This window comes from Jannaschia sp. Os4 (genome assembly GCF_016820245.1).
Taxonomy (GTDB): Bacteria; Pseudomonadota; Alphaproteobacteria; order Rhodobacterales; family Rhodobacteraceae; genus Jannaschia.
In genome coordinates, this window is sequence record NZ_JAFCAR010000001.1 from 333720 (window position 1) to 346379 (window position 12660).

The window sequence follows — 12660 nt, forward strand, 5'->3', positions numbered from 1 at the left end:
TCGCGGAGGCTAGCGCACCTTCAGCACGATCTTCCCGACGTGCGCGCCCGCCTCCATGTGGGCATGGGCGGCGGCGGCCTCCTCCAGCGGGAACACCTCGTCCAGCACGGGCGCGATGGTTCCGGCGGCGAGGCGGGGCCACCAGTCGCGCTCCAGTTCAGCGGCGATGCGCGCCTTCTCCGCGACCGAGCGGGGTCGCAGCGTGGAGCCGGTCACCGTCAGCCGCCGGGTCATCAGCGGCATCAGGTTCATCTCCACCTTCGGCCCCTGCAGGAAGGCGATCTGCACGAGCCGCCCGTCCTCGGCCAAGGCCTTGAGGTTCCGCGCGACATAGTCCCCGCCGACCATGTCGAGGATCACGTCCGCGCCCCCTGCCGCGCGCAGGGCCTCGACGAAGTCGGCGTCGCGGTAGTTGATCGCCGTGGCCCCCAGCCCCTCGACCACGCCACACTTCGCGTCCGAGCCGGCCGTGGCCCAGACCCGTGCGCCCGCCGCGCGGGCCATCTGGATCGCCGTCGTCCCGATCCCGGAGGTGCCCCCGTGGCAGAGGAACCGCTCCCCCGCCCGCAGGCGGCCCCGGTCGAACACGTTCGACCAGACGGTGAAGAAGGTCTCGCACAGGCCGGCGGCGGCCCGCAGGTCCATGCCGCCGGGGATCGGCAGCGCGTGCGCCGCGGGGGTCGTCGCGTATTCCGCGTAGCCTCCGCCCGGCAGCAGCGCGCAGACGCGGTCCCCCACGTCCCAGCGGCTCACCGCCCCGCCCACGGCGGCGACCGTGCCGCTGCATTCCAGGCCCGGCAGGTCCGACGCCCCCGGCGGCGGGTCGTAGAGGCCGGCGCGCTGCAGCGCGTCCGGACGGTTCACCCCGGCATGATCCACGGCGATCAGGATCTCGTCGGCGGCGGGGACGGGCACGGGGCGCGTCGTCGGCCGCAACCCGTCCGGCCCGCCGGGGCGGGCGATCTCGACGGCGCGCATTGTCTCGGGGATGGGCATGGGCGGTCCTCCGACGCGACGGCTAACCGCAGGCCGGGCGCTGGTCCAGCGCGCGCAGCGGCCCATCTCCCCCGCCATGATGGTGGTGATCTCGCTCGTGGTGAACGTGGCCGTTCTGGTGCCCGTGGCTTGGGGCCTGTGGTCCGGGACGCAGGACGAGGCCTTCGGCCCCGATACCGCCGCGCGCCGCATCCTGATCTGCGTCTACGCCGCGATCCTGCTCCTGTCGGCGGTGCTCCTCGCGTGGCCCGCCGGGCGGGCCGCGCTCGCGCCGGGCCTGCTCGTCGTGCAGGTGGCCTACAAGCTCCTGACCGTGCCGCTCCTCGGCATCGGCCATCCCGTCGCGGTGGCCAACCTCGCCATCGCCGCGCTCCACGCGATCACGCTGGCGACGCTGGCGCTGCGCTAGAGGTTCTCCGAGACCGGCATCCCCATCACGTGGAAACCCCCGTCCACGTGCACGATCTCCCCTGTCGTGCACGCCCCCGCCTCCGAGCAGAGCCAGAGCGCCGTGCCGCCAACCGCCTCCAGCGTGGCGTTGGCGCGCAGCGGCGCGTTCGCCTCCGTGTGGCGGTAGGTCTTGCGCGCGCCGCCGATGGCCGCGCCCGCGAGCGTCTTCATCGGGCCGGGTGAGACCGCGTTGACGCGGATGCCCTCGGGGCCGAGGTCGGAGGCGAGGTAGCGCACGGAGGACTCCAGCGCCGCCTTGGCCACGCCCATCACGTTGTAGAACGGCGTGACCCGCTGCGAGCCTTGGAAGGTCAGCGTCAGGATCGTCCCGCCCTCGGTCATCAGCGGCTTGGCCCGCCGCGCGATCTCGATCAGCGAGTAGCAGGAGATGTCGAGGGAGTGCTTGAAGTTGGCGCGGCTCGTGTCGACGAACCGGCCCGTCAGCTCGGCCTTGTCCGAGAAGGCGACGGCGTGGATCACGAAGTCGAGGCGGCCCCACCGGGCAAGCCGTTCGAACGCGGCGTCGAGCGAGGCATCGTCCGTGACGTCCACGTCGAGGAGCACGTCCGAGCCGACGGACTCGGCCAGCGGCTGCACACGCTTGCCGAACGCCTCGCCTTGGTAGGTGAAGGCCATCTCCGCCCCCGCCCCGTGCAAGGCGCGGGCGATGCCCCACGCGATGGAGCGGTCGTTGGCCACACCCATCACGAGGCCGCGCTTTCCGGTCATGTCCATGGCTTCAGTCCCGCAGGCGCGACAGCAGCATGGACCCGTTGGTCCCGCCGAAGCCGAAGGAGTTGGTCATCACCGTGTCGAGGCCCGCGTCCTCGACGAGCGACGTGGCGATCTCGGCGGGCTTGAGTGCCGGGTCCAGCGTCTCGACGTTGATCGACGGTGCGATGAAGTCGTCGCGTAGCATCAGAAGACAATAGACGGCCTCCTGCACCCCGGTCGCCCCTTGGGAGTGACCCGTCATCGACTTGGTGGACGAGATCGGCGGCGTGGCCCCCTCGCCGAAGACGCGGCGCACGGCCTCCACCTCGCCCACGTCGCCCACCGGCGTCGAGGTGCCGTGCGCGTTGATGTAGCTGACCGTCCGGTCCTCCGGCAGCGACTGGAGCGCGAGGCGCATCGCCCGCTCGCCCCCCTCGCCGGAGGGCGCGACCATGTTCACCCCGTCCGACGTGGCGCCCGCGCCGGTCACCTCGGCGTAGATGCGCGCGCCGCGCGCCTTGGCGTGCTCGTAGTCCTCCAGCACGACCATCCCGCCGCCGCCCGCGATCACGAACCCGTCGCGGTCCGCGTCGAATGCGCGCGACGCCTTCTCCGGGGTGTCGTTGTACTTCGACGACATCGCGCCCATCGCGTCGAACAGGCACGACAGCGTCCAGTCCAGCTCCTCGCCGCCGCCGGCGAACATGATGTCCTGCTTGCCCATCGCGATCTGCTCGGCCGCGTTCTGGATGCAGTGCAGCGAGGTCGAGCAGGCCGAGGTGATGGAGTAGCTCATCCCCTTGATGGCGAAGGCCGTGGCAAGGTTCGCGCTGACCGTCGAGGACATGCAGCGCGGCACCATGTAGGGGCCCATCCGCTTGGGCGAGCCCTTCTCCAGCACGGTGGTGTGCGCGATCAGGAAGTTCGACGTCGACGGCCCGCCCGACCCCGCGACGATCCCCGTCCGCTCGTGCGAGACCTCGGCCTCCGTCAGCCCCGCGTCGGCGATGGCTTGGTTCATCGAGATGTAGGCGTAGGCCGCACCCGGCCCCATGAACCGCAGGTCGCGCTTGTCGATGTGCTCGGCGGGGTCGATGTCCGGCGCGCCGTGGATCTGGCTCCGGAACCCGTGCTCCGCGTAGGACGGCGCGAAGGAGATGCCCGACTTGCCCGCCTTGAGCGAGGCGGTGACCTCCTCCGCGGTGGTGCCGATGCTGGAGACGATGCCCAGCCCGGTGACGACGACGCGACGCATTGCGATCCTCCTTCAAGGGTCGCGCCCCCTCTAGGATGCCGCCGCCCGAGGGGGCAAGGGCGGGCCGGGACCGTCAGAGGGCACGCTCGCGCAGCAGCATCTCCAATGGGCTCCCCGCGAGGCGCCAAGACAGCGGGCGGCGCCGCCCCGTCAGGCGGAAGCCGGTCCGGTCGTAGAGACGCTGTGCCGCCGCCTCCGAGGGATGGGTCGAGGTGTAGAGCCGCAGGCGGTCGTGCCCCTCCCGCCGCGCCGTCTCGGCGGCATGCTCGAGCAGTCGGCGCCCCAGCCCCCTGCCCCGGCCCTCCGGACCGACGCCGAACCAAGCCACCCACGGCGCGTCGTCCGCGGCGCGGCGGTAGAGGCCGATCATCCCCGCCACGCCGTCCGGCCCGTCCGCGAGCCAGAAGCGCGGCGCGCGGATGCCGAGGAGCGGCAGGAGGCCCTCGCCGCGGGTCGCGAAGAGATGGGTCGCCACGCGCTCCAGCGGATCGCGGTCGGGGAACACGCGTGTGACGAGGGCGCGCAGCGCGGATCGGTCGGACGGGCGGAAGGGCCGGATGGCGATGTCGGGCATGGAACCTCACGAAGTGAACAGTTCGGTTCACTTCGGCCCGCGGCGATCCCCGGTCAAGGGGCGCGTCAGCTTTCGGACAACGCGACCTTCATGTCCTTGACCACGTAGATTTCCTCGCCGTCCGCCTCCACGCGCCCGTCGGCCACGCCCATCGTCAGGCGGCGCGTCTGGATCGCCTTGGTGAAGTCCACGTGGTAGGTCAGCATCTTGCGGTCGGGGCGCACCATCCCGGTCAGCTTCACCTCGCCCACGCCGAGCGCGTAGCCCCGCCCCTGCCAGCCGCGCCAGCCGAGGTTGAACCCCGTCAACTGCCACAGCCCGTCGAGACCGAGGCAGCCGGGCATGATCGGGTTGCCGGGGAAGTGGCAGTCGAAGAACCAGAGGTCGGGCGTGATGTCGAACTCGGCCACGACGTGGCCCTTGCCATGCGGGCCGCCGTCGCCCGAGATCTCGGTGATCCGGTCCATCATCAGCATCGGCGGCATCGGGAGCTGGGCGTTGCCCGGGCCGAACAGGTCCCCTTGGGCGCATCGGATCAGGTCGTCCTTGTCGAACGAGGTCGGATACTGGCTCATGCGGCCCCCCTGTGACGATCGGCCCGCCCTATCACCCGACGTTTCGACCCCGCAACCCGAGGGGATCGGCGCGCGAACGCGATTCACGTTGAACCGGCGGGCCTTGCGACTTATTCTCAAGGACATGGACGTCCTTTCCCAAGACGCGCTCGAAGTGGGCCGCCGGTGGCTCTCGCATTCGGACCTGCGCCCGACGCGGCAGCGGCTGCTCCTGGCCGCGCTGCTCAAGGGCGACGGGCGGGACCGGCACGTCACGGCCGAATGGCTGCACGACGCGGCGCGCCGCTCGGGGGACAAGGTCTCGCTGGCGACGGTCTACAACACCCTGCGCGCCTTCACCGAGGCCGGGCTGGTGCAGGAGATCACCGTCGACGGCGCGGGCTCCATCTTCGACACCCGCACCGACGACCATGCGCATTTCTACTTCGAGGGCGACGGCGCCTTGGCCGATGCCGGGTCCGAGGGGCTGACCATCTCGAACCTCCCCGACATCCCCTCGGGCATGGAGGTCGCGAAGATCGACGTGGTCATCCGCCTCCGCCCCAAGGGCTGACGCGCGTCCGCGTCCCACCCGGCCTCGCACATCCGGATATCGACGCAACAGCCCTCGCTCCCCAGCGCCCGTCGCAGCGCAAGGGAGGCCCCCATGGACGCCCTTCACGCTCCGATGGGCCGCGGCGGGGAGAATCTCGCCTTCGGCCTGACCCGTTCCCACCGAGGCCAAGGATGGCGCGTTCGCCATCTTGGAGGAGGAGATCCCCGCAGGCGCCGGGCCGCCCCTCCACGTCCATGACGGGGAGCACGGGGTGTTCACGGTGATATCGGGCCGCGTCCGATCCCGCGCTGGCGACGACGAGTTCGAGGCCGGTCCGGGCGACGTCCCGATGATCCCGCTGGGGGTGCCGCACGCGTTCGAGGGCGTGGAGGACGCGGTCGCGCTGGTGATGCTAACCCCCGGCGCCGCGTCCAAGACGTTCGCCGCCGTCACCGCCTCGGGCGCGGACCCGGCGACCGACATGGACACGATCGTCCGCATCGCGGGCGAGCACGACGTCCGCTTCGTCGGCCCGCCCCTCGACTGACGTCGGGGGCGGGCCTGCACGCCGCTCAGGCCGACGGGTCCGCCGTCGTGCGCAGGTAGGGGAAGTGGGTCTTGAACGCGCCGAACTTGGCCTTGGCGTCCTCGTCCGACACCGTGGCCGGGATCACCACGTCCTGCCCGCGCTCCCAGTTGGCGGGCATCGCCACGCCGTGCTTGGCGGCGGCCTGCAGCGCGTCCACGGCGCGCAGCACCTCGGCGAAGTTGCGCCCGACGTTCATCGGGTAGGTCATCGACAGCTTCAGCTGCTTGTCCGGCCCGATCACGTAGACGGAGCGCACCGTCGCCGTGTCGTTGGGCGTGCGCCCGTCGGGCAGGTAGGCGTCGGCGGGTAGCATGTCGTAGGCCTTCGACACCTCCAGCGAGTCGTCCGCGATGATCGGGAAGCCGGCCTTCGCGCCGCCGAACGCCTCGATGTCGGACTTCCACTTGCGATGGCTCTCGGCGTCGTCGACCGAGATGCCGATCACCTTCACGCCCCGCTTCTCCCACTCGTCGGCCAGTTGGGCGACGGCGCCGAACTCGGTGGTGCAGACGGGGGTGAAGTCCTTCGGGTGCGAGAACAGGATCGCCCACGAGTCGCCGATCCAGTCGTGGAACGAGATGCGGCCCTCGGAGGTGTCGGCCTCGAAGTCCGGGACCACTTGGTTGATGCGCAGCGCCATGACGGCCTCCTCTGGTGTGTGAGGGGGATGTAGCGACGGCGGGGCGCGGCCGGAACAGGCGGGCGCGCAAAACGGGATCGTCTCCCGCGGCGGCGGCCCGTCTTGGAACGAATTGCAGCGGGCCGGGGCCGGGCGAGGACGCTCAGTAGGGGGCGGGCACCTCCAGCCGCATGGTCTTCTCCGTGACCGGATGGACGAACTTCAGCCCCTCGGCGTGGAGGTACATGCGGGGATGCGTCTCCGCCCCCTCCGAGTAGAACGGGTCGCCCACGATGGGATGGCCCAACTCGCGCATGTGGACGCGCAACTGGTGGGACCGCCCCGTGCGGGGACGCAGGATCATGCGCGTGACGTCGCCCTCGACCGCGCCGCGCGTCCAGTCCGTCACCGCCGCCTTGCCGATCTCGTGGTCGACGCGCTGGAGCGGGCGGTTGGGCCAGTCCACGATCAGCGGCAGGTCGATCGTCCCCTCCGCCTCGGCGACCGCGCCGTGGACCAAGGCGACGTAGCGCTTCTTCACGCGCTTGGTCTCGAACAGGCGGCCCATGCGGCGCTGCCCCTCCTTGGTCAGCGCGAAGACCATGATGCCGGACGTGTCGCGGTCGAGCCGGTGGCAGAGCAGCACCTCGGGCCGCATCGCCTGCAGCCGCGTCAGCAGGCAATCGGCGAGGTGCGCGCCCCGTCCCGGCACCGAGAGCAGGCCGGCGGGCTTGTCCACGACCAGCAGGTCCGCATCCTCGTGCACGATGGGGATCGGGCCCGTGGGCGGGTCGTAGGGGGTGGAGACGGCGTTGGGGCCGGGATCGGTGGACATGGGCGCGCGCCCTACTCCGATCCGCCCCGCGTCCGCCAGAGGGCGCGGACGGCCCAGATCGTGAGGCCCACGGCGAAGAGGCCGCCGAAGCCGAAGATCTCGACCGCCATGATGCCCCGCACGCCGCGCGTGACGGCGGCGAGGACCAGCAGCGCGAGGATGAAGAGGCCGATCACCAGCCAGACCTTCGCCTCGCCGCGGGTCGGACCGTACGGGTTCACAGGATCGCGTCGACTGTGAAGAGGATGAAGGTCTGCGTGACGACCCATGCGGCGAAGGCCAGCGCGGTGACGCGCACGGCCCGCAGCAGTCGGCGAAGCTGGACGCCGGGGGGCACGCGCTCGAACCGGATGCCCCTGCGGGAGATGACCATCTGCATCAGCGGTCCCGCCTCGGGTCCGCCGCCGCCCCGGCCTCGGGCCACGCCATGTGCGGCGCGCCACAGGACCCTTGGGGCGGACCGCCCGCCTCCCGGTCAGGCCCGTCCCGTCCGCGCCCGTCCTTCCACGGGCGCCGCTTGAACTCGCGGAAGGCCCGGGTCGGCGCGACGAGCGCCGCGCCGATGGCGAGGAAGGCGACCCATGCGAGGGGATGCAGGCTGGCGAGGAACTCCATGTGCGGGAACCTAGGCCCGCGCGGGGAGGTCGTCGAGGCGCGGAAGGGAAACGGTGCGGAACCGGCGATCCCCCCCTCCCGTTCTCCTGAGGAAACCGGAGAGCCCCATGCGCCGCCTCGTCCCCGCCCTGTTCGCCCTGTTGCTGCCGTTCACCGCCACCGCCGAGCAGGTGGGCGAGGTGGGCGTCGATTGGGTCGGCAACGACATCATCATCGAGGCGATCAACGACCCGGACGTCGAGGGCGTGACCTGTCACATCGCCTATTTCGAGCGCTCGCTGATCGACCGCCTGTCCCAAGGCAACTGGTTCGAGGACCCGTCCAACGCGTCCATCGCCTGCCGCCAGACGGGGCCGATCACGATCGGCGACATCGACCGCTCGGAGGACGGCGAGACCGTGTTCCGCGAGAGCCGGTCGATCATCCTCAAGACCCTGCGGATCAAGCGCATCTTCGACGAGGCGAACCAGACGCTGATCTACCTCGTCCATGCGCAGGAGCTCACGCAGGGCTCGGCCAAGATGTCGATCTCGACGGTGCCGCTCTACAGCCCGGCGGCGGCGGCCTCACAGTAGCGCCAGCGCGACCCCGTAGGCGATGAAGCAGGCGGCGAGCGCCCGCCGAAGCCAAAGGCTCGCGACCACGCCCAAGGCCCCGCGCCCCAGCGCCGCCCCGAGCGCGCACCATCCGGTGTAGGCCAGCGCGGTCAGGGTCAGCGCCGTCGGATAGATCGCGACCATCTGCGGGGCGAGGGGCAGGTCGGCCCGGACGAACTGGGTGAAGGCGGCGAGGTAGCCCGCGAGCGACTTGGCGTTGAACGTGGCGATGGCCAGCGCGCGCAGGTAGATCGCGCCGTCCGACGGCGGCTCGGCGACGGGGGCGCCCGCGCGGCGCCACGCGCGGATGCCGAGCCCGATCAGGACGGCGGCGCCCGCGAGCGTCAGCGCCGCCGCCGCGCCCGGCGTCGCGGCGAGCAGGGCGGCCACGCCGAGGGCGGCCGCGGTGAGGAAGAGGGTCGCCTGCGTCAGGATCGCGGCGACGCACCACAGGGCGCGGGGGAGGCCCGCGCGCCATGCGACGAGGACGCAGTTGACGGCGTTGGGCCCCGGCGAGGCGACGAACACCGCCCAGAAGCCCGCGAAGACGAGCCAGTCGCCCGTCGTCATGTCAGATGTCGAGGAACCGCTGCGCGATGCGGGGGAGCAGGCCCTTCAGCAGGAGCGGCGCGTCCGTCAGCGCGAGGCAGACGCAGTCCTCGCCCGGCCCGGCGGTCGGCGTGTGCTCGACCGTCCCGTCCGCGTGGGACAGGTCGCCGCGGCGGAAGGTCATGCCCCGGTCCTCGATGGACCCCTTGAGGACCAGAACGTACTCCGCCCCGTCGTGGCCGTGCTCCGGCATCGCCTGCCCGGCGGGGATGTGCATGAGGCGGACGCTTGCCCCCTCCTCGGCCCATGTCGGGACGATCGCCTGGCGGGAGCCGAGGCCGATCGACTGCCACCGGACGTCCTCGAGGTCGCCGCCGAGGGCGTCGCGCAGCGGCTGCGGCAGGACGGGGTCGGTGCGAGGCGTGCGCACGTCGGGATGCACGGTGTCCTCGGGGACGGTGCCGTTGATCCGCGCCATCACCTCCTCGAACGAGCCCTCGCGGAGCGGCGCGACGGGCTGCTCCGACAGAAGCGCGCCGCCCAAGGCCTCGAACCCCTCCAGCCGCGCGCGCGCCTCGTCGTCGAGCGACACGGCGGTCGCGACGAGCAGATCGTAGGCCTCCGGCAGGAGGCCGGCGGCGTAGCCCATCAGCAGGCGGTCGTCGATCTCGTGCGTCACGCTCATGGCACGCGCTCCTCGGCCGGGTCGGCCTGCATCGCGTGGCGCAGGCGGTCGATCGCCAATCGAATGCGCGACTTGATCGTTCCCAGCGGCAGGCCCGTCTCGAGGGCGATCTCGCTGTGGGAGAGGTCGCCGTAGAAGGCCCGCTCCACGAGGTCGCGCTGCTTCGGCGGCAACTGCGCGACGGCTTGGCGCAGGCGCCGCGCGTCCTCCTGCAGGGCGATGACGTCGGCCTGCGCGGGCTCCGGCTCGGGGCCCCACGGCAACTGCTCGGGCTCCGGGCGGCGGGCGCGGCGGATGAGGTCGATCTTGCGGTTGCGCGCGATGGTGAACAGCCACGTCGTCACGCTCGCCCGCGTGGGGTCGTAGATGTGCGCCTTGCGCCAGACCGTGACCATCACGTCCTGCATGCAGTCCTCCGCCGCCGACGGGCCGAGGCCCGTCCGAATGAGGAAGGCCTTGATCCTCGGGGCGTAGAACTCGAACAGCTGCGCGTAGGCCGCGCGGTCCCGCCGCGCCCCCACGGCCACGAGCTGCCGCGTCCAGAATGCCTCGTCTCTCGGCTCGTCGTCCACGATGGCGCCTCGGCGGCGGCCCCGGAGGTTCTCCTGCGGGTGCGGCCAAGGCGCGAGTATCGCGGAAGGCGACGAGTCGTTCAACCGATCCACCTTCAGCCCGGTCAGATAGAGCAACCCGCAGCCCTGTCAGGGGGACGGTCGCCGTTTCGGCATGCGCTCGCATGCCGCGTGTTGATTTGTCGCAACATTTTCCTGTCAGGCTCGGCTGACAGGGAACCGGATCACCCCAGGAGGGCGTCGATCTCCGCCCGCGTCGGCATTGAGACCGCCGCTCCCGGACGGGTCACCGAGAGGGAGGCCGTCGCGCAGCCGAAGCGGACCGCGTCGAGCGGCGCCATCCCCCCGGACAGCGCGGCGGCGAACCCGCCGTTGAAGGCGTCGCCCGCGCCCGTCGTCTCGACCACGGGCCCGGCCTGGAAGGCGGGCACCATCTCGGAGGTGCCGTCCGCCGCGTGGTAGAGCGCGCCGCGCTCGCCCAAGGTCAGGATCGCGGCCTTGGCCACGCCCATCTCCAGAAGGCGGGCGGCCGCGGCGCGGGCCTCCTCCTCCGAGCCCACCGGACGGCCGGTGATCGCCTCGGCCTCGGTCTCGTTGGGGGTGACGTAGTCGCAGAGGGCGAGCATGCCGTCCGGCAGCGGGGCCGCCGGCGCGGGGTTGAGCAGCGTCGCGGCGCCCCCCTCCCGGCCGAGGGCGAGGGCGCGCATCGCGGCGCCCATCGGCTGCTCCAGCTGCGTCATCACCACGTCCGCCCTGCGGAAGGCGTCCGCGCGCTCGTCCACGAAGGCCGCGTCCATCGTCCCGGCCGCGCCCGGATAGACGATGATCGCGTTGTCCCCCGTGGCCTCGTCCACGAAGATGTAGGCGGCCCCCGTCGGCGTCCCGCCCCGCTCGACATGGACCGCGTCGACGCCCGCCGCGCCCCATGCGTCCAGCGCCATGTCCCCGAACGTGTCCGCCCCGATACGCGTGACCATCAGGGCCGCCCCGCCCGCCTTGGCGCAGGCGACCGCTTGGTTGCTGCCCTTGCCGCCGGGCCCGAGGGCGAAGCCCGTCCCGAGGATCGTCTCGCCCATCACCGGCTGGCGCGGGGCGCGGAAGGTGGTGTCGGCGACGAACACCCCGAGGATGGCGACGGTCATGGGCGATCTCCCTTCCCGCCCGGACTAGCCCCCCCGGCGCGCTGGCACCAGCCGCGCGGGTGGGGCACGGTCGCCGCGCGGCAGGGAGGATCGGGATGGCGGGACGGGACGTGGTGGTGACGGGCGGCACCTCGGGGATCGGGGCGGCCATCGCGGACGCCTTCCGCGACGCGGGCGACCGTGTGGTGGCGACCGGCGTGGAGGACGGGGCTGCGCACCGGCTCGACGTGACGGACGCGGACGCGGTCTCGGCGTTCTTCGCGGGGCGCGCGGTCGACGTGCTGGTGTGCTGCGCGGGCGTGATCGGGCGCGGCACGGAATTGACGCCCGAGGGGTTCGCTAGGACGGTGGAGGTCAACCTGACCGGCACGATGCGGTGCTGCCTCGCCGCCGCGGAGGCGCTGCGGGCACGCGGGGGGAGCATCGTCCTCACCGCCTCCATGCTGTCCTTCTTCGGCTCGCCCGTCGCGCCGGGCTACGCGGCGTCGAAGGGGGGCGTGGCGCAGCTGACCAAGTCGCTGGCGCTGGCATGGGCGCCGGACGTGCGGGTCAACGCGCTGGCGCCCGGCTGGATCGCCACGCCGCTGACCGATCCGTTGCGCGGCACGGAGAAGGAGGCGGCGATCCTGTCGCGCACGGCGCTCGGGCGGTGGGGCGAGGCGGCGGACCTCGGCGGGCCGGCGCTGTTCCTCGCCAGCCCGGCGGCGGGCTTCGTGACGGGCGCGATCCTGCCCGTGGACGGAGGGTATTCGGTGGCCTGACGGACGGCGGGGTGAACCCCGCCCCACGGGTGTGATAGCTCCTCCGCAGGAGGACCGCCCCATGAAGGACGCCGACACCGATCGCCTGCCCTATCAGCTGCCCTTCCCGCCGGAGGCGGCGGCGGAGATCGTCGTCCCCGACGCCGTGCCCGAGGACGAGCGCGTCTGGGTGCCCCAGGCCGAGGGCGTGTGGTTCCGCCCGCTCTGCCTGTCGGCCTCACAAGGCTACTGGGTCAACGTCCTGCGCGTCCGCCGCTCGGGCATCCTGTCGCGCCACCTGCACCCCAACGCCGTGCATGGCTTCGTGCTCAAGGGGCGGTGGTCCTACCTCGAGCACGACTGGGAGGCGACGACGGGTGCCTACGTCATGGAGCCGCCGGGCGAGACGCACACGCTCGTGGTGCCCGAGGACGTCGAGGAGATGCAGACGCTGTTCCAAGTGAACGGTTGCATGATCTACTGCGACCCGTGGGGGAAGGTGACGGGGACGGAGGACGTGTTCTCCAAGATCGCCATGTGCCGCGCGCATTACGAGGCGTGCGGCCTCGGGGCGGACTACGTGGATCGGTTCATCCGCTGAGGGGGCTCCGCCCCCGGC

Annotated in this window: 20 protein-coding genes; 6 read left to right on the forward strand and 14 right to left on the reverse strand. The window is 72.0% G+C overall.

What is annotated here, in order from left to right:
• Positions 1-9: 9 nt before the first annotated feature.
• Positions 10-990 carry an NAD(P)H-quinone oxidoreductase gene (locus JQC91_RS01720; protein ID WP_203285495.1) on the reverse strand — a complete coding sequence of 327 codons (981 nt, stop codon included), beginning with the start codon at positions 988-990 and terminating at the stop codon, positions 10-12.
• An 82-nt stretch (positions 991-1072) separates the two neighbouring features.
• Here JQC91_RS01720 and JQC91_RS01725 point away from each other — a divergent pair, with 82 nt between their 5' ends.
• The gene (locus JQC91_RS01725) at positions 1073-1405 is read left to right on the forward strand and encodes a hypothetical protein (RefSeq protein ID WP_203285043.1); all 333 of its coding nucleotides are present in this window, start codon (positions 1073-1075) and stop codon (positions 1403-1405) included.
• On the opposite strand, the gene JQC91_RS01730 is transcribed toward JQC91_RS01725, so the two are convergent.
• From JQC91_RS01730 to fabA, 4 genes are all read right to left on the reverse strand, one after another.
• Entirely contained in the window at positions 1402-2175 is a 774-nt protein-coding gene (locus JQC91_RS01730) for an enoyl-ACP reductase (protein ID WP_275296971.1), read from the reverse strand. The genes JQC91_RS01725 and JQC91_RS01730 overlap by 4 nt on opposite strands.
• A gap of 10 nt (positions 2176-2185) precedes the next feature.
• Complete coding sequence (gene fabB, locus JQC91_RS01735; protein ID WP_203285045.1) at positions 2186-3415, reverse strand: beta-ketoacyl-ACP synthase I; 1230 nt, start codon at positions 3413-3415, stop codon at positions 2186-2188.
• Positions 3416-3488: 73 nt separating this feature from the next.
• On the reverse strand, positions 3489-3989 hold the full coding sequence (locus JQC91_RS01740; RefSeq protein ID WP_203285046.1) for a GNAT family N-acetyltransferase: 501 nt from the start codon (positions 3987-3989) through the stop codon (positions 3489-3491).
• 65 nt (positions 3990-4054) lie between these two features.
• The gene (gene fabA, locus JQC91_RS01745; protein WP_203285047.1) at positions 4055-4564 is read right to left on the reverse strand and encodes a bifunctional 3-hydroxydecanoyl-ACP dehydratase/trans-2-decenoyl-ACP isomerase; all 510 of its coding nucleotides are present in this window, start codon (positions 4562-4564) and stop codon (positions 4055-4057) included.
• Positions 4565-4688: 124 nt separating this feature from the next.
• On the opposite strand from fabA, the gene irrA reads away from it, so the two are divergent.
• Positions 4689-5117 carry an iron response transcriptional regulator IrrA gene (gene irrA, locus JQC91_RS01750; protein ID WP_203285048.1) on the forward strand — a complete coding sequence of 143 codons (429 nt, stop codon included), beginning with the start codon at positions 4689-4691 and terminating at the stop codon, positions 5115-5117.
• 190 nt (positions 5118-5307) lie between these two features.
• The gene (locus JQC91_RS01755) at positions 5308-5646 is read left to right on the forward strand and encodes a cupin domain-containing protein (RefSeq protein ID WP_203285049.1); all 339 of its coding nucleotides are present in this window, start codon (positions 5308-5310) and stop codon (positions 5644-5646) included.
• A 25-nt stretch (positions 5647-5671) separates the two neighbouring features.
• Here JQC91_RS01755 and JQC91_RS01760 read toward each other — a convergent pair whose 3' ends face one another.
• The 5 genes from JQC91_RS01760 to JQC91_RS01780 all read right to left on the reverse strand — a co-directional run bounded on the left by JQC91_RS01760 (position 5672) and on the right by JQC91_RS01780 (position 7757).
• Complete coding sequence (locus JQC91_RS01760; protein ID WP_203285050.1) at positions 5672-6328, reverse strand: peroxiredoxin; 657 nt, start codon at positions 6326-6328, stop codon at positions 5672-5674.
• Positions 6329-6470: 142 nt separating this feature from the next.
• Positions 6471-7142, reverse strand: coding sequence for an RluA family pseudouridine synthase (locus JQC91_RS01765; protein ID WP_203285051.1), 672 nt, complete (start codon positions 7140-7142; stop codon positions 6471-6473).
• A gap of 11 nt (positions 7143-7153) precedes the next feature.
• Positions 7154-7363: a hypothetical protein gene (locus tag JQC91_RS01770; RefSeq protein ID WP_203285052.1), complete on the reverse strand. Its 210-nt coding sequence runs from the start codon at positions 7361-7363 to the stop codon at positions 7154-7156.
• Positions 7360-7521 (reverse strand): hypothetical protein, encoded by a 162-nt coding sequence (locus JQC91_RS01775; protein WP_203285053.1) that lies wholly within the window; start codon positions 7519-7521, stop codon positions 7360-7362. Before JQC91_RS01775 ends, JQC91_RS01770 begins: the two co-directional genes overlap by 4 nt.
• Complete coding sequence (locus tag JQC91_RS01780) at positions 7521-7757, reverse strand: hypothetical protein (protein ID WP_203285054.1); 237 nt, start codon at positions 7755-7757, stop codon at positions 7521-7523. The genes JQC91_RS01775 and JQC91_RS01780 overlap by 1 nt, the downstream gene beginning before the upstream one ends.
• A gap of 107 nt (positions 7758-7864) precedes the next feature.
• Between JQC91_RS01780 and JQC91_RS01785 the strand changes: the two genes are divergently transcribed.
• Positions 7865-8332: a CreA family protein gene (locus JQC91_RS01785; protein WP_203285055.1), complete on the forward strand. Its 468-nt coding sequence runs from the start codon at positions 7865-7867 to the stop codon at positions 8330-8332.
• On the opposite strand, the gene JQC91_RS01790 is transcribed toward JQC91_RS01785, so the two are convergent.
• The 4 genes from JQC91_RS01790 to JQC91_RS01805 all read right to left on the reverse strand — a co-directional run bounded on the left by JQC91_RS01790 (position 8324) and on the right by JQC91_RS01805 (position 11301).
• Positions 8324-8923, reverse strand: a complete 600-nt coding sequence (locus tag JQC91_RS01790) for a LysE family transporter (protein WP_203285056.1) — start codon at positions 8921-8923, stop codon at positions 8324-8326. The two genes, JQC91_RS01785 and JQC91_RS01790, sit on opposite strands and share 9 nt — an antisense overlap.
• 1 nt (position 8924) lies before the next feature.
• On the reverse strand, positions 8925-9587 hold the full coding sequence (locus JQC91_RS01795) for a ChrR family anti-sigma-E factor (protein WP_203285057.1): 663 nt from the start codon (positions 9585-9587) through the stop codon (positions 8925-8927).
• Complete coding sequence (locus tag JQC91_RS01800; RefSeq protein WP_343069885.1) at positions 9584-10159, reverse strand: sigma-70 family RNA polymerase sigma factor; 576 nt, start codon at positions 10157-10159, stop codon at positions 9584-9586. The genes JQC91_RS01795 and JQC91_RS01800 overlap by 4 nt, the downstream gene beginning before the upstream one ends.
• Before the next feature lie 224 nt (positions 10160-10383).
• The gene (locus JQC91_RS01805) at positions 10384-11301 is read right to left on the reverse strand and encodes a ribokinase (RefSeq protein WP_203285058.1); all 918 of its coding nucleotides are present in this window, start codon (positions 11299-11301) and stop codon (positions 10384-10386) included.
• Positions 11302-11396: 95 nt separating this feature from the next.
• On the opposite strand from JQC91_RS01805, the gene JQC91_RS01810 reads away from it, so the two are divergent.
• Positions 11397-12062, forward strand: coding sequence for an SDR family oxidoreductase (locus JQC91_RS01810; RefSeq protein WP_203285059.1), 666 nt, complete (start codon positions 11397-11399; stop codon positions 12060-12062).
• Positions 12063-12123: 61 nt separating this feature from the next.
• Positions 12124-12642, forward strand: coding sequence for a 2,4'-dihydroxyacetophenone dioxygenase family protein (locus JQC91_RS01815; protein WP_203285060.1), 519 nt, complete (start codon positions 12124-12126; stop codon positions 12640-12642).
• The last annotated feature ends 18 nt before the right edge of the window (positions 12643-12660 follow it).